Here is a 14,995-nt window from a genome sequence, read left to right as displayed (position 1 = left end):
TTTCGATCTCATTTGACATATTCCGAAACTTTGAAAATGATACCTGTCACAATTAGAACTAGGTAGGATAGTCCTAATACAAGAAAATATAATCTCCATGTTTTTTGTAAAAAGCGAGAGATTATAAATTCTTTCACTTTCATTCTTTCGATCACCGCTTGAAGTATGGCGATGAATATGGCGATACCCACAATATAGTACCCTACTCCATCACCGAATATTGCTGAAGCGCTGATATATACAGCTAAAAAAAGAAAGGGGGTTGTCCAGTCCGCCGCCTGTCCTAAAACACGTGCTGGAGCCTTCCCATTTTTCTCATCGTCACAAGAAAAACGATAGTTACAAGAAAAGGACATACAATAACTATTCCAATGAGCACCGAAATGATTCCATGAATCACGAACAATCATCTCCATCCAAGACAAACAAAATTTTCTCAAGGGTTTTCAATATCGGTAGAGGCGTTCCCTTTTTTTCCGCCATCTTAATAACCGCTGTCACAATTGTTTCTATTTCCATCGAATTCCCATTCAACCTATCTTTTAACATAGAAGACTGATTTAACGCGGTTTTCCGGCATACTTCTTCAATAGCATCCTTTGGTAAACTTTCTTGCATTTCCGGAAAGGCATTACTGATTTCCAAAAATAATTCATCAAACAAGATCTTCGCATGCTTACGCTCCAATAATTCACCATTTCTTAATTGAAGAATCGCAGTCAATGGATTAATCATGCAGTTGATCAGCACTTTTCGTAACACGATTCCCCGAGCATCCTCTACGAATTCGATAGGAAACGCCGATGTATTGACAAACCGCAGCGGATCAAAAACATTTTCATCCCCACGGAAAGGGGCAATCCTTATAAAACCAATACCATTGTGCGAAACAGTGCGGTCATTTAGACGACCAGCTCCGTGTTCAACAGTCGCAAGAAAACAGTCGGTAATTCTGATTCTTCAACAAGATTGAAATGTCCTAAACCATTTTGAATAAACATCACCGCATTGTCCATTTTTCTTTCTTCAAGAATTGAGATAATTGAAGCAACTCCACTATATTTTACAGCGACTATCCAAGGCGCTGACTTAGGTAATTTCTCAATCTCCGTTTCAGCATTAACTTGAAATATGCATTCAGTTCCTTCTGCATCAATCCGCTTAATCCCTTCTTTACGAATAATTGAAGCTTGTTCTTCCCTTCTTGTATAGAGAAACCTTCCATCCAGCTTCCGCAAAATAGGATCCATGAGCAAACCGATCGAACCAGCCCCCGCAATAACAACTTCCACCCCGATACCCTCCTTGTAGAAAAGGGCACCTTCAGAAAAAGGCGCCCTCTATTTTTCCTATTATTCAATTATACAGGATATACTGGATGTTTTTTAGGTGGTAATGGAAGATCTTTTGTCGAATAGAAATTGAATCTCTCCGCAAGTACTTCGCGTAAATCTGAAGGTGAAATAATTTCATCCACGATCATCTCGGAAGCCATTTTGTAAATATCAATTTCTTCTTTATATTCCTTCTGCTTCGCCTGCACAAATGCAATTCTCTCTTTCGGATCTTCAATTGCTTCAATCTTATTCGAATAAACAGCGTTGACAGCCGCTTCTGGTCCCATGACAGCAATTTGTGCAGTTGGTAAAGCTATACATACATCCGGTTCAAAAGCCGGACCCGCCATTGCATATAATCCAGCACCATAAGCTTTTCTAACAACAACCGAAATCTTTGGCACAGTTGCTGAACTCATCGCCATGATTAATTTAGCTCCATGGCGGATAATTCCATCACGTTCAACTTTCGTCCCTATCATGAAACCTGGAACATCAGCCAGGAATAATAACGGTATCGAAAAGGCGTCACATAAGTTAATGAATTTCGCTGCCTTATCCGCAGAATCTACGAATAGGACACCACCCTTAATTTTCGGCTGGTTTGCAATAATCCCAACAGGTTGCCCTTCAATCCTCGCGAGTCCCGTAATCATTTCTGAAGCAAATAGTTTTTTAATATATCAAAGAAGCTTCCTTCATCGATTAAAGCATCAATCGCTTCATACATATCGAACGGTGCATTCTGGTTTAGAGGGATGATTTCCTCAAGCGAGCGTCCTGCTTTTCTCGCTACAGGGTCTTTTAGTGAAGGCTTTTCAGTAAAGTTTGCCGGAAAGAATTCCAGATAACGGCGGGCTTCACTTATTGCCTTTTCTTCACTTTCAACAAGGACGTCACCGCAGCCACTAACTGTACAATGCATTCTTGCCCCACCCATTTCTTCCAATGAAACCTTTTCCCCAATCACTTTTTCCGCCATTCGAGGGGATCCTAAATACATTGATGCATTTCCTTCCACCATAATGACGATGTCACAAAATGCCGGGATGTATGCACCTCCCGCAGCGGATGGTCCAAACAAAAGACAGATTTGAGGGATGAAGCCGGATAACCTCACTTGGTTATGAAAAATCCTTCCCGCACCACGGCGGTTCGGGAACATATCAAGCTGATCTGTAATCCTTGCTCCAGCCGAATCGACAAGGTATAGGATAGGAACCCGATTTTTCTCTGCAACTTCTTGGATACGAATAATTTTTTCTACTGTTCGGGATCCCCAAGATCCAGCTTTCACTGTAGAATCATTCGCCATTACACAAACTGTTTGCCCATTTACCTTCCCCATTGCAGTCACTACACCATCTGCGGGTAAATCGTCAGCTTCACAATTCGCAAAACGGCCGTCTTCCATGTATTTTCCGTCATCGAATAAAAGTCTCAAACGATCACGAACGAATAACTTATTCTGTTCTTTCAATCTCTCATGATATTTCGGATGTCCACCCGCTACAATTTCTTCGATCTTCTTTTTTAATTGTTCATTGTAAACTGTCTGTTCTGCTTGTTTTGTCATCGTGTTCTACCCTTCCGATCACAGTTGCCTTTGTTAGATAGTTCGGCAAATCCCATTCTTTTATGCCTCAATTACAGCCAATACATCCTCTTCATTTACAAAATCCCCAACTTGAACATTAATAGAAGATACTTTACCGGTAATTTCTGCTTCAACAGGAATTTCCATTTTCATGGATTCCAATACAATAATCACTTGACCGGCCTCTACTTGTTCACCTTCCGCCACATTTACAGTGAATACCGTACCAGCCATAGCCGCTTTTAATTGTGTCATATATTTACTTCCTCCTTATTAGTTAATAACCATTCCATTAACACATTTGTATTGTAATTGCCGTCCAAGAATTCTTTGGAGTCGATGAATTTTTGGAACAGCGGTATATTTGTTTTAATACCTTCAATTGTATACGAATTGAAAAATGTCTTTGATTTTTCAATCACTTCTTGACGCGTCTCTCCATAAACAATAACTTTTGCAATCATCGGGTCATAAAAAGGCGTGATTGCACCACTTCTTCATAACCAGCGTCAATACGTACGCCTTCCAAATGAAGCGACTCCATCTTGGCAATTTTACCTGGAGATGGCATGAATGTTGTTGGGTGTTCCGCATAAATCCTGTATTCAACGGCGTGGCCCGAAGAGGAAATCAACTTTTGTTCCTTTATCGGCAATTCATTTCCACGGGCAACTTCAATTTGCCACTCTACCAAATCATATCCAGTCACTTCTTCGGTTACTGGGTGTTCTACTTGTAAACGTGTATTCATCTCAAGGAAATAAAATTCATCATTATCCGCTAAAATGAATTCCACCGTTCCAGCATTTTCATATGCTACAGCCTTAGCAGCATTCACCGCGGCTTCATGCAATCGAACTCTTACCTCTTCACTTAAACCCGGTGATGGAGATTCCTCAATCACTTTTTGATTTCTTCTTTGAACGGAACAATTCCGTTCGAATAGATGGACTATATTTCCCTTTGAATCTCCGAAAACCTGCACTTCAATATGACGTGCATTTTCAACAAACTTTTCAAGGAAAACCACATCATCACCGAAATAGGCCTTTGCACGGCTTTTGATGGATTGGAAGTGCTGACTGAGCGCTTGCTCACTTTCACATCGCACCATACCAATTCCTCCGCCGCCAGCACTTGCCTTTAGCATTATTGGATAACCAATCTGTTCAGCTGCAACGATAGCTTCTTCAATTGTAGAAACGCCCTCATCCGTACCAGGAACGACCGGAACCCCTGCATCCTTCATCTTCACCCTTGATGCAATTTTGTCCCCATTAATTCAATTGTTTGCGCATCGGGACCGATAAATTTCAAGCCCGCGTCTTTAATTTTCCGAGCAAATACCGCGTTTTCTGATAACAGACCATACCCCGGATGAATCGCTTCCGCACCGGTCTGTAGTGCGATTCCAATAATATCATCAGCCTTCAGATATGACTGCTGAACAGGTCCCGGTCCGATTAAATAGGCTTCATCCGCGGCTTTCACGAAAGGCATGTGCTCGTCAGCTGCAGAATATACAGCTACTGTGCTAATTCCGAGTCGCTTGCATGTTTTGATGATTCTAAGGGCAATTTCTCCGCGATTCGCTATAAGAATTTTATTCATTTTGAAACCCCCAAGTTGCTTAAATTAGAATTTCTCCCCATCTATAGTTTATACGAAGAATGAAACCGTTTTCAACTATTAGTCTGAATAAGTTTGATAATCTAAGTTTTATCAGTACTTATTTTTTTCTTAAGAAACTTTCCACAGCCTTATGATGCGCTTCGCTTTCCCATAGTTTGGCGCATTGTTCGGCCTCTTCAAGCATCCGATTTTCTATTTCGGTGTTTTTCCAATTTTGAATGGAAATCTTTTTATAAGCCCTATGTACATCTGGATGGATATCTTTCATCGTGGAGATGAATTCATGTAAACCTATTTCAGCAGTGTCATCATAAATAGAGGTAGCCCAACCTATCGATTTCAACTCTTCCGCATTATGGATTTTTGCTTCAGTTAGGAATTTCAAAACGGCATCATGATTTTTCATTTTCGTAAATAGTTGTGTAGCCCCACCCCAACCACTTGTAATCGCGAGTGTACCTTGGATGAATCCTGCCCTCGCTTTTGAGGATACAACCCTATAATCACAAGCTGATGCGATTTCACAACCACCTCCGACTGCTGCTCCGTTGACGAGTGCAATGACTGGCATAGGTAAGGTAGACAATCTGAATAATAAGCTCGCCATTCTACTCAACATCGGATAGGCTTCGATTGCTGTGCGAAAGCCATGAAATTCCGATAAATCTCCACCTGAACAAAATGCGCGGTCACCAGATCCAGTTATAACTGCGAAGGCGATTTTTTCATCATTCTCCACAATCCCTAAAAACTTTTCCAAGCCATCCATGACCTCAAAATTAATGGCGTTCCTCATTTCAGGCCGGTTAATCGTAAACGTAGCAACACCATCATTGATTTTAATTTTATACGCCAACATTATCCCTCCCTTTTAGGTAGTTGAAGAAATATATCGATCATTTCCCAATGGATATCAATCATTTCCACGATATATCGATCAATTCAAAGGATATATCGGTTATTTCCCGACTTATATTGATCATTTCCCGAGATATATGGTCATTTCGGGTCTTTAGTCACATCTACATAGCGCGCTTTCCGCTTTTTTCAATCCAGCTACAGCGGCCAGACGCTCGGGTCATAAGTCAGACATGCTGCACGGCAAAAAGCGCCGTTTCTCGTGGCCGCCTTATGCCTGTCGCATCTTAACGGCCGCCTCCGCTTTTTTTCAATCCAACTCCGGCGGCCAGACGCTCGGGTCATAAGTCAGATACGCTACACGGCAAAAAGCACCGTTGCGCGTGTCCGCCTTATGCCTGTCGCATCTAAACGGCCGCCTCCGCTTTTTAAATATAAAAAAGATCACCGGAGCCATGGCCTCTCGGTGATCTTTTAAGTAGGTTTTTGATTATTCGCCTACTACTTCTTTTCCTTTGTAATGACCGCAAGATTTGCAAACGCGGTGTGCCAACTTCACTTCGCCACAATTGTCACAAGTTGTCATGCCTGGAACTTGTAGTTTGAAATGTGTACGACGAAGTCTTTTAGATGTTTTTGAAGTTCTTCTTTTTGGTACTGCCATTTGAGGCACCTCCTTATAATCGATCGCCTATTCCTTGTCCGAATTAAAAAATTCAGCCAATCCAGCTAATCGTGGATCAACTTTATTTTCCTTTTCTTCGTTCAACTGCGCATCGTATTCATCTTCTGTTGTATATGACCAACCTTTCCCCTCTGCCCTTTTCATCTTTTCAGCTTCTTCGCTAAAAACTTGTAAAGGCACTTCAAGAAGAATTAATTCTTCAAAAAGTAGAGTCGGATCGACAACTTCACCTTCTACGGGGTGAATTGAATCGTCCGAAGCAAGGGTGGCTTCATCCCAACTAAACTGTTCGTTCGTTTCTATTGAAAAAGGAAATTCAACATCTACCCATGTACGAGAACAAGGTAATGTCATAACACCTTCAAGGTGAAAACGACAACTCAGTTTTTTCGAACCAATTACACAGCTGCCCGTTACGTGGACAGGCTTAATATCCCGGATTTCCGGATTCCGCTTTTTAACGGTTTCAAGGTTGACCGCTTCGTCAAGCGGCATAGCCCCTTGTCGGTATTTCTGTAATTGATGAATGGACCATTTCACGTCTATATCACCTCAAGACAACACTGTTGATTATATAATGGATAAAATGGGATGTCAAGATATTTTCTTGTCACCTAAATCGCAGCATCGTATAATTTAAATAGATAATATCAAAGGGGTGGACAAATGAAAGCAACAGGGGTTGTCGTTGAATATAACCCTTTGCATAACGGGCATGTATACCATGCACAGCAAGCTAAAGCGGCGACAAATGCTGATTTAATCATTGCTGTCATGAGTGGCAATTTCCTGCAAAGAGGAGAACCCGCATTTATCGATAAATGGGCGCGGACAAAGATGGCCTTGGCGTCCGGTGTAGATATTGTTTTCGAGCTGCCTTATCGCTTCGCAACCGGACATGCCACAGTATTTGCTCACGGGGCAATAAGCTTACTTGACGCTGCGGGTTGCACGGCATTTTGTTTTCGGTAGTGAAGATGGTGATATTGAGCCCTTCCACAACACCTTGGACCTTCTTGACAATAATTCGGAAGAATACAACCAGGCAATAAAAAACGCCATGCAAGAAGGGTTAAGCTATCCAATGGCACTAAACAAGGCATATGATGCAGTTCAACCTAACACAGAAAAGGGTGGAAGGCTTGTTGACCTCTCCAAACCAAACAATATTTTAGGGTTCCATTACATGCAAGCAGCCCGTACACTAAACTCATCAATGATGCCAACAACTATTAAAAGGCTTGGTGCAGAGTATCACGACGATACATTGGAAGTTAATAAAGTGGCGAGCGCTACGGGAATCCGCAAATCTTTTTTTTCGACAGAAAAATTGGATGAAGTACTCAATTTCATTCCCGAATCAACAAAAAACATTCTGATCGAATGGCAAACTGAACGAATGAATTTTGGTAACTGGGAGAGTTTTTATCCATTTTTACGATTTAGTATTTTACGGGATGGCCCAGCGCACCTTTCTACCATTGCCGACCTTTCAGAAGGTATCGAGAACCTGATTTACCGCGCCGCCAAAAAAAACGATACATTTCAAACATTTATGAATGACATAAAGTCTAAGCGCTATACATGGACAAGGATTCAACGAATGCTAACACATATATTAACCGGTTTTACAAAAGAAATGCGTTCTGAAATAGATGTTCCCGCTTATTTGAGATTGTTAGGAATGACAGATAAGGGACGGTCCTATCTTAGCGGTAGGAAAAAGGACTTGCCACTTCCCCTCATCAGCAAAGTGGCAGCCTTTTCAAATCCATCACTTGATATGGATATCCAAGCATCCGATATTTATGCATTGGCGATTGGAAAAGGATCTATCGCTTCTAAAATAGGGCTGGATTATACAATATCTCCAATTATGAACAATTACTTTTCAGGCAGTCCCCTTAAATAAGCTAGGGCATTGTCAATTGTTCGGACGGGCACGATTTTCATCTTCGTGCCTATTTTTTTCGGCCATTTTTACGGCTTCCTGATAGTTCGTCTTTATACCGGGGTTAGCATTGATCACTTGATCAGATAAATAATCATCAGGAGCAAAGAATATTTCAATGCCTTCTCGATCAGCAGCAATCACCTTAAAATCGGCTCCACCAATTCGTCCAACTGTACCGTCAGCAAGCATTTCACCGGTCCCTGCAATGTTGTACCCTTTTGTTAAGTCCTCATCCATCAACTGATTCATGATTTGAAGTGTAAACATTAGACCGGCAGAAGGTCCGCCTATTTCAGCTGTATGGATATCCACTTTTGGATTCGTAGATAGCTCACGATCTTCTTGGAATTGAACCCCTAAGCCTACCCGTCCTTCTTGGTTAGGAATTTCACTTAATACTAAATCTACATCCTTTTGTTCCGAGTCCCTGTCAACGGTTAGAGTTACTTTATCTCCCTTACCTTTTCCGGAAATTTTAGAGGCGAATTGTCCGGACTCTGCAATTGCTCCCCGTCAATTTTACGAATCTTATCACCGACTTCAAGCTTTCCGTCTGCAGCCCCCCAGTCAATACACTTACGACGAAGACGCCATCGTATGTAATATCGACCGGGATTCCTACCCTCTCGAATGCGACTGTAATCGCATTAAATTGTGAATCCGACATAAGCTTCTTTTGGCGAATATTATATTCTTTATCATTTTCCCCATCCCGCCTCACTTTATTTACCTCTAAGATTTTCATCCGATCTGAAAACTTGGAGGCTACATAAGAAAAGGGAGTGGCTTTTCCGATTGAAATCGTCATCAAATTAAATGTTCCGACATCATTCACATCGCCCCCTTCAACCTCTACAATTGGCGCTAAATCATAGGCACCACCAGGTTTAGATACGTAAGCATCCAAAGGGAAAATAAATAAAAACAACAATAAAAGCACAACAACCGCATACAATCCAATCCTTTTAGCTTTCATACACACACACCTCCATTAATAGCCTGTACAGATAACGCATATAAATAACAAAAGAAAAGCGTAGGCGGCCTGCTTAGGTGCGACAGGCATAAGACTGACCTACGAAACGGCGCTTTTTGCCGTGCAGTAGGGCTGGCTTATGACCCGAGCACCTGGCCGCCGGAGCTGGACAAAGAAAAGCGTAGGCGGCCTGCTTAGGTGCGACAGGCATAAGTCAGACCTACTAAACGGCGCCCTTTGCCGTGCAGTAGGGCTGACTTATGACCCGAGCACCTGGCCGCCGAAGCTGGACAAAAGAAAAACAGAGGGTGGCGTTTAGCTGCGACAGGCACTAAAGGATTTGAAAACAAAGGCGCTTTTTGCCTTTATTTCAAAACCGAAGTGACCCGAGCAGCTGCCACCCGGAGTTAGACAAAGAAAAGCGGAGGCGGCCGCTTAGGTGCGACAGGCATAAGACTGACCTACGAAACGGCGCTTTTTGCCGTGCAGTAGGGCTGGCTTATGACCCGAGCACCTGGCCGCCGGAGCTGGACAACAATATTGTTAACTAGTGTACCATCAAAAATATTCACAATAAAGTATTAATAAAAACGAATCCAATTCTGAGCCTGAAAGGAAGAGCATACTTGAAAAAACACTTACATAACATGCCACAATCGATAATATGATCAATCTTATTATTATATGGGGTCTGATCGTCTTATTCATCTTACAGCCAGGCATTGCCCATGACGGTGCAGAGGCCGGCGCTGCATTATTTGTAAATGCGCTGCTCCCTTACTTATTACCCTATATTATTCTAACGCAATGGCTTTTAAAAACGCCAATGAAGTCCAATTCAAAAAGAAACTGGAAGCGTTATTTTAAGGCATATGTTTTAGGTTCTTTCGGTGGGTTTCCTGTTGGAGCAGTAACCGTAACGGAAATGGTGAAAAACGGAGAATTGACGCGACGGGAAAGTGGCTACCTGCTTGCGGCATGTCATGCACCTGGCCCGATGTTCATTATAGGTTTTGTCGGTACAGAATTATTCGGCAGTTCAATAGCTGGCTGGAAACTTCTTGCTTCCATCCATATTGCTAATATCATATTTTTCATATTCACTTTACTATTATTAAAGAAAACTCAACCAAAAATGGAGATCCCTCAACAAGTGAGCAAGATAAAAGTTTCTAATTCCCCCCTTTTGGATGCACTAAAGGACAGCACAAACGTTATTGTATTGGTTGCAACTACTGTCATATTCTTCTCTTCTCTTGGAAATGTCTTAACCTCAACGATTTTATCTACTTTTACTGTTGATCTTGGAATTACTAAAACAATTCTTTTAGCTATATTTGAAATGACATCAGGTGTCCAGTCCGCTACAGATCATTTTTACACATCAAAACTATTTCCATTCATAATAGCTGCAATTATTTCTATGAACGGCCTAAGTATCCATATGCAAGTGTTCGTCATCGCAAAAACAGTCAATACACCACTTCTCCCCTACTTCTTTAGCAGACTTTGGAGCATCATTACAGTACCAGTAATTTTATATTTTCTTTTATAAATATAAATGTAGGGGGCTGGGGTTTTCCCCTGCCCCTACATAATTACTTTTCAAACTTCTTATTTAGTGCAACTTCAACCTCATGAGGAACAAGTGCTGATATATCCCCACCGTACTGCGCAACTTCCTTCACAATGGAAGAACTGAGGAAGGAGTACTGATTTTTCGTCATAACAAAAAATGTTTCAATACTTTCATCTAACATCCGATTCATCGAAGTAATCTGCATTTCATATTCAAAATCCGAAATCGCACGCAGACCACGTACAATTACTGAGGCCCCAGCATTTCGAGCATAATCCATTAACAAACCACTTGAAGATTCTACAATAACATTTGGAAACTTCGAAGTAACGGCACGGATTAATTCCTTCCGTTCCTCTACGGTGAATAGGGAACGTTTCGAAGAATTATTCATAACTGCTACTCGAACTTCTGGAAAAACTTTTGATGCTCTTTCGATAATATCAAGATGACCATTTGTAATCGGATCAAAACTTCCAGGTACTACTGCTATTTTCGACATAGATGTTCACTCATTTCATATAAATGGATATCGCACTGTTGCCGTAAATTGGGTTTTTCGTCTTTATGTATTCTCCAAATGACTCTGGTAATGTCAACTGCTTTTCATGTTCACAAATAACAATCGCATTATCGGATAATAAGCCCGCTTGCACAAATTCCAAAGCCAAGTCATAATACTTATCCTCAGCATATGGAGGGTCGATAAATAATAAATCTACAAGAACGTTAGATGATTGCAATGACTTTACCGCATTCCTCGCATCATTCCGTATGATATGCACTTCATCTGTAAATCGGCATTTCTCTACATTTTCCCGTATGATTGTGCAAGCCTTCGGGTTTTTTTCGAATATATACGCTTCATCCACCCCTCTTGACAGCGATTCGATGGACAATGAGCCACTGCCTCCGAATAATTCAACAACTATCCCACCATCAAAATAAGGGCCAATCATATTAAAAATTGATTCTTTCACTTTATCAGAGGTTGGTCTTGTCAAGTTGCCCGTTAGTGATTTTAATGGAGTTCCTTTCCTTGACCCTGAAACGACTCTCATTCAATTCCACCTCCCGTTAATGTAGTGATAAATATGGCCTCTTGATTTTTTTGTATCGATAAGTGAAATAGACGTCTTAATGTGTCTTCCTCGAAATAATATTCATTGTCAATTAATTCGAAAGGTGAATCCCTAAACGTATATCTTCTTTCGTTCAATACATAAAAAGGATCCAGTAATGAAAACCTAATCTTCTCTGCATCATTTTCAATGTATATAGATTGATCGGTAATTAATAGTGTATAACCACTCTGTGTCAAAATCTCCATCGCTGGATAGAGAGTCCTGTTATTCACTACTACCGCCCGCAGATCCTCTTGCGCCTTGCCGTTTAAATGGATGGTTTTAGTCTCTTCAAAAAGAAGAGGATAATTACCTTCTCTGTTCTTTTGTACAAAAGTGGTCCTTAGTCCATTTACTTCACCGATTAGTCTATCCAACGCGGCTGCATCGACACTTGTCCCCGTAGGTCGGCCAAATGGGTTTTCAACTCTTCCAACTGACTTGTTCTCAAAGACTTTTTCAACATCTCAAAAGCCTCCGTCGACCTTTGGTTCCCAATAGGCTTATCAATGAGTATGGACACTATTAAATCGGCTGTTAGCTGCTCCCCCTCGGGGAAAAAGTACTGGGAATGTACACCTCTATCCAAGACCGCATCCGTACTTTCAGGAAAGCCAAGATGGGCAATGACGAACCGGTCTGAATGAAGCGACTCCCCTTCGGGATCCACTGCTAATACAAGGTGAGTAGCATTCATTTTCCCTAACTGATCATTTAATTGGGTTGCTAACTCTTCATTAACGGATTGACCTAATATTGAAAGGTTGCTTCCCTTGTATGCTAGGGGCAGGGCTTTCTGTTGCCAATAAAGGTCGGTTACTTGGCCATTGCCTTTATACAATGAGTAGTCAATCATCTCCGTTTTTTTAGTTCCTACCAATTTTAATCCACTGATCCATATGCCGTTAATACCTGTTTCGTCTGTGATATGCAACATAGTTGTATCAGGTGTTGCACCTTTCAATGTAGCGAAAGGGCTTCTCCATAACTTCCTCACAGCCATAGTTTCGGATTTTGGAATGTTGTAAGAAATGGATTGATGGTTAATCTCACCTTCCAAAATCGCCGAAACATTTTCATTGATTCTTTCACAAGATGAGTCGACCTCACTGTAGCAGCTAATGTCCTCGCTGCCCTCTGGCCATATAATTTCATATCTGTTTGAGTTCAAATTTCGAAAATGGTGCCTGACAAAAAGCGCATCGGTTCTATTTATTACTTCAATTTCTTCTGAGTATGTCATTACTTGTTCCATAGTACCGTTTGCATCCGCCATTTGGCTGTAATGCATATATAATAATGAGAAGTTCATTATTAATAACAGAATGACTGTTCTAATGACGATCTTCATTTGTTGCACCTCATTGCAAGGGATGATAAATGCACTTTAAAAAATTCAATGCTATGATATGATGTATTCTGTTTCAAAGAAAGGTGGTTAAAAAATTATGTTACAACAGTACTTTATTGAATTAGGCGAAGGCTACGGTGACATTTTTGAGTTAGTCGAACTTATGAAAACAAATCAAAAGCGCTTACATAGAACCTTCATATTTTCTTCCAATACGAACGGAGGACAAGCAATCTCCCTTGCAGCCGTATTCCATCCTGCACAAGATAGTAAATTCATGCCAATATACATATGCCGGGAAGGAATTAAACAAATAGATGATAAAAAATCAAAAAGAAGAGTACTTTTTGAAAAGGCGGCTGAAGAAGTTGGTCAGGAACCCATTTTTATAGAATTAAAGCATTCTTCTGAGTTCGCTGATCATCGTCTTTTTTATCAGTATATAACAGGAATCCTACGTTTGAATCATTTAGTTCCGCCTCTGCAATAACGAAACAGTTTCAAAGACCGATTTTGTAGTCGTATTCTTTCGCCTTATCGGGTTTTACATTCTCGTATTCGGTTTTTACAAAAGGTCGATATGATGGCAGTACTTTTTTAACAGATGGAAGACGTTCAATTTTACGGATGTTCTCTTCAACATCCACTTGATCACAATACAGGACAACATATTTCAGTTTTCTCGATATATAATGGACATGACCATACTTCCTTAATGACTTGGCTTGTTTCAAATGATGCAGATAGACTATTATCCCTTGTCGATCAATCATGATTTCCCCCCTCTTTCCTATCCCATACAATACCATAGGTGAGAAATAGCCTGCAACCGAACATTGCTGACAGCCTTCGTTTTTTCCCTTATAATGTGTGTAGGACATGTTTACGATAATAGAGGAGGATACGAAATGGGAAGAAAAACGAAAGTGGCCATTACCGTTGGAGCAGCCGGTCTAACAGCTTGGGCAGCCTCCAAAGTAGTTGCCAAGCCGAAACCCCGCTCTCCCAAGCAATCACTTGAATTCAAAAATCCAGTCGTCCTATCAAATCGTGGTGGAATGATAAACGCACCAGAACACACATTGGCAGCGTTTTCAAAATCGGCAGAACTTGGTGTTAATGGTTTTGCTATTGATATCCGATTAACTAAAGACGAAGAGATCATCGTTTTCCACGATGAAACAGCAGATCGAACAACTGACTTTTCTGGTAAAATATCCGAATATACATTAGATGAGTTAAAAAATGCAGATGCTGGATATATGTTTGTAGATGATGAAGGCAATTATCCATACCGCGATAAAGGTGAGAAAATTATTACCTTGCGTGAACTATTGCATGCATACCCGCAAATGCTTATTGCCATTAATCTTAAAGACTCACCTGACACGTATGAAGGCAGTTTAATGCCATCCAAACTTTGGCGTCTCCTTGAAGAGACAGGTGCTGAGGATCGTGTCATTGTCATAAGTTCTTTTGACGAGCAAACGGATCGCTTCAATTTGTATGCTCAAAACAAAGTTGCAACCGGAGCCGGAAATGATGAAGTGAGAAAGGCCTATGCAGCGTATTCAAGTAAATTTGGTCATTTATACAATCCACGTGCAGATTTATTTTGCATCCCGGAAAAGTTGGGGGTTTTCCCGATGAATACTGAAAGCTTTATCAACTTCCTTTCTAGTCTTAACGTTGCTGTTTACTATAATGATGTTAAAGATAAAGAAACAATTGAAAGATTACTTAGCATAGGGGCGGCTGGTTTTGTAACTGATGTCCCGGAATTGGTGACGGAAATCATTCAACACCATTCAGACTAATAGAAACGGTTGCCATTATAAGAATGGCAACCGTTTCTTTTGTTTATACATATATTTTTACGCCGAACATGAACAACTTCCTCCG

General features: G+C 40.9%; 19 protein-coding genes and 2 pseudogenes. 5 read left to right on the top strand and 16 right to left on the bottom strand.

All coding sequences use genetic code 11. From position 1 onward, the window contains the following. Positions 1 to 8 precede the first annotated feature (8 nt). From QNH10_RS11305 to QNH10_RS11265, 9 genes and pseudogenes are all read right to left on the bottom strand, one after another. Positions 9 to 416, bottom strand: coding sequence for a DUF3397 domain-containing protein (locus QNH10_RS11305; protein ID WP_283731649.1), 408 nt, complete (start codon positions 414 to 416; stop codon positions 9 to 11). After that, positions 397 to 762: a ketopantoate reductase family protein gene (locus QNH10_RS11300; protein ID WP_283731648.1), complete on the bottom strand. Its 366-nt coding sequence runs from the start codon at positions 760 to 762 to the stop codon at positions 397 to 399. The genes QNH10_RS11305 and QNH10_RS11300 overlap by 20 nt, the downstream gene beginning before the upstream one ends. A 140-nt stretch (positions 763 to 902) precedes the next feature. Further along, positions 903 to 1,292: a ketopantoate reductase family protein gene (locus tag QNH10_RS11295; RefSeq protein ID WP_283731647.1), complete on the bottom strand. Its 390-nt coding sequence runs from the start codon at positions 1,290 to 1,292 to the stop codon at positions 903 to 905. Positions 1,293 to 1,360: 68 nt separating this feature from the next. After that, positions 1,361 to 2,913: pseudogene (locus QNH10_RS11290) on the bottom strand (acyl-CoA carboxylase subunit beta). Positions 2,914 to 2,973: 60 nt separating this feature from the next. Continuing rightward, complete coding sequence (locus QNH10_RS11285; RefSeq protein ID WP_283731646.1) at positions 2,974 to 3,189, bottom strand: biotin/lipoyl-binding carrier protein; 216 nt, start codon at positions 3,187 to 3,189, stop codon at positions 2,974 to 2,976. After that, positions 3,186 to 4,545 (bottom strand): annotated as a pseudogene (locus QNH10_RS11280) (acetyl-CoA carboxylase biotin carboxylase subunit). Before QNH10_RS11280 ends, QNH10_RS11285 begins: the two are co-directional and overlap by 4 nt. A 118-nt stretch (positions 4,546 to 4,663) precedes the next feature. Next, positions 4,664 to 5,422 carry an enoyl-CoA hydratase/isomerase family protein gene (locus QNH10_RS11275; RefSeq protein WP_283734619.1) on the bottom strand — a complete coding sequence of 253 codons (759 nt, stop codon included), beginning with the start codon at positions 5,420 to 5,422 and terminating at the stop codon, positions 4,664 to 4,666. A gap of 492 nt (positions 5,423 to 5,914) precedes the next feature. Continuing rightward, positions 5,915 to 6,088: a 50S ribosomal protein L32 gene (gene rpmF / locus QNH10_RS11270; RefSeq protein WP_283731645.1), complete on the bottom strand. Its 174-nt coding sequence runs from the start codon at positions 6,086 to 6,088 to the stop codon at positions 5,915 to 5,917. 27 nt (positions 6,089 to 6,115) lie between these two features. Next, positions 6,116 to 6,649, bottom strand: a complete 534-nt coding sequence (locus tag QNH10_RS11265; RefSeq protein WP_283731644.1) for a YceD family protein — start codon at positions 6,647 to 6,649, stop codon at positions 6,116 to 6,118. Between the two features lie 126 nt (positions 6,650 to 6,775). Between QNH10_RS11265 and QNH10_RS11260 the strand changes: the two genes are divergently transcribed. Together QNH10_RS11260 and QNH10_RS11255 are read left to right on the top strand one after the other, a co-directional pair. Then, positions 6,776 to 7,081, top strand: a complete 306-nt coding sequence (locus QNH10_RS11260) for a nucleotidyltransferase family protein (RefSeq protein ID WP_283731643.1) — start codon at positions 6,776 to 6,778, stop codon at positions 7,079 to 7,081. Then, positions 7,044 to 8,021: a tRNA(Met) cytidine acetate ligase gene (locus QNH10_RS11255; protein WP_283731642.1), complete on the top strand. Its 978-nt coding sequence runs from the start codon at positions 7,044 to 7,046 to the stop codon at positions 8,019 to 8,021. Before QNH10_RS11260 ends, QNH10_RS11255 begins: the two co-directional genes overlap by 38 nt. A gap of 12 nt (positions 8,022 to 8,033) precedes the next feature. On the opposite strand, the gene QNH10_RS20630 is transcribed toward QNH10_RS11255, so the two are convergent. Further along, positions 8,034 to 8,375: a S16 family serine protease gene (locus QNH10_RS20630; RefSeq protein WP_347177868.1), complete on the bottom strand. Its 342-nt coding sequence runs from the start codon at positions 8,373 to 8,375 to the stop codon at positions 8,034 to 8,036. Positions 8,376 to 8,538: 163 nt separating this feature from the next. Further along, entirely contained in the window at positions 8,539 to 9,039 is a 501-nt protein-coding gene (locus QNH10_RS20625; protein ID WP_347177867.1) for a hypothetical protein, read from the bottom strand. Positions 9,040 to 9,703: 664 nt separating this feature from the next. On the opposite strand from QNH10_RS20625, the gene QNH10_RS11245 reads away from it, so the two are divergent. After that, complete coding sequence (locus QNH10_RS11245) at positions 9,704 to 10,594, top strand: hypothetical protein (protein ID WP_283731641.1); 891 nt, start codon at positions 9,704 to 9,706, stop codon at positions 10,592 to 10,594. Between the two features lie 43 nt (positions 10,595 to 10,637). Here QNH10_RS11245 and coaD read toward each other — a convergent pair whose 3' ends face one another. From coaD to QNH10_RS11225, 4 genes are read right to left on the bottom strand one after another with little or no spacing between them, the layout of a single operon-like run. After that, positions 10,638 to 11,120, bottom strand: a complete 483-nt coding sequence (gene coaD / locus QNH10_RS11240; RefSeq protein ID WP_283731640.1) for a pantetheine-phosphate adenylyltransferase — start codon at positions 11,118 to 11,120, stop codon at positions 10,638 to 10,640. A 10-nt stretch (positions 11,121 to 11,130) separates the two neighbouring features. After that, complete coding sequence (gene rsmD, locus QNH10_RS11235) at positions 11,131 to 11,679, bottom strand: 16S rRNA (guanine(966)-N(2))-methyltransferase RsmD (protein ID WP_283731639.1); 549 nt, start codon at positions 11,677 to 11,679, stop codon at positions 11,131 to 11,133. Next, positions 11,676 to 12,119: a hypothetical protein gene (locus tag QNH10_RS11230; RefSeq protein ID WP_283731638.1), complete on the bottom strand. Its 444-nt coding sequence runs from the start codon at positions 12,117 to 12,119 to the stop codon at positions 11,676 to 11,678. Before QNH10_RS11230 ends, rsmD begins: the two co-directional genes overlap by 4 nt. Then, complete coding sequence (locus QNH10_RS11225) at positions 12,107 to 13,093, bottom strand: hypothetical protein (RefSeq protein WP_283731637.1); 987 nt, start codon at positions 13,091 to 13,093, stop codon at positions 12,107 to 12,109. Before QNH10_RS11225 ends, QNH10_RS11230 begins: the two co-directional genes overlap by 13 nt. Before the next feature lie 97 nt (positions 13,094 to 13,190). Here QNH10_RS11225 and QNH10_RS11220 point away from each other — a divergent pair, with 97 nt between their 5' ends. Next, complete coding sequence (locus QNH10_RS11220; protein ID WP_283731636.1) at positions 13,191 to 13,583, top strand: DUF7147 family protein; 393 nt, start codon at positions 13,191 to 13,193, stop codon at positions 13,581 to 13,583. Between the two features lie 10 nt (positions 13,584 to 13,593). Here QNH10_RS11220 and QNH10_RS11215 read toward each other — a convergent pair whose 3' ends face one another. Continuing rightward, positions 13,594 to 13,866: a YlbG family protein gene (locus tag QNH10_RS11215; RefSeq protein WP_283731635.1), complete on the bottom strand. Its 273-nt coding sequence runs from the start codon at positions 13,864 to 13,866 to the stop codon at positions 13,594 to 13,596. A gap of 135 nt (positions 13,867 to 14,001) precedes the next feature. On the opposite strand from QNH10_RS11215, the gene QNH10_RS11210 reads away from it, so the two are divergent. Continuing rightward, positions 14,002 to 14,910 (top strand): glycerophosphodiester phosphodiesterase family protein, encoded by a 909-nt coding sequence (locus QNH10_RS11210; protein ID WP_283731634.1) that lies wholly within the window; start codon positions 14,002 to 14,004, stop codon positions 14,908 to 14,910. Positions 14,911 to 14,995 lie beyond the last annotated feature (85 nt).

This window comes from Sporosarcina thermotolerans (assembly GCF_030067815.1).
Taxonomy (GTDB): Bacteria; Bacillota; Bacilli; order Bacillales_A; family Planococcaceae; genus Sporosarcina; species Sporosarcina thermotolerans.
Note: the sequence above shows the minus strand (reverse complement) of the source record. Positions and strands in the feature narration are given on the sequence as shown.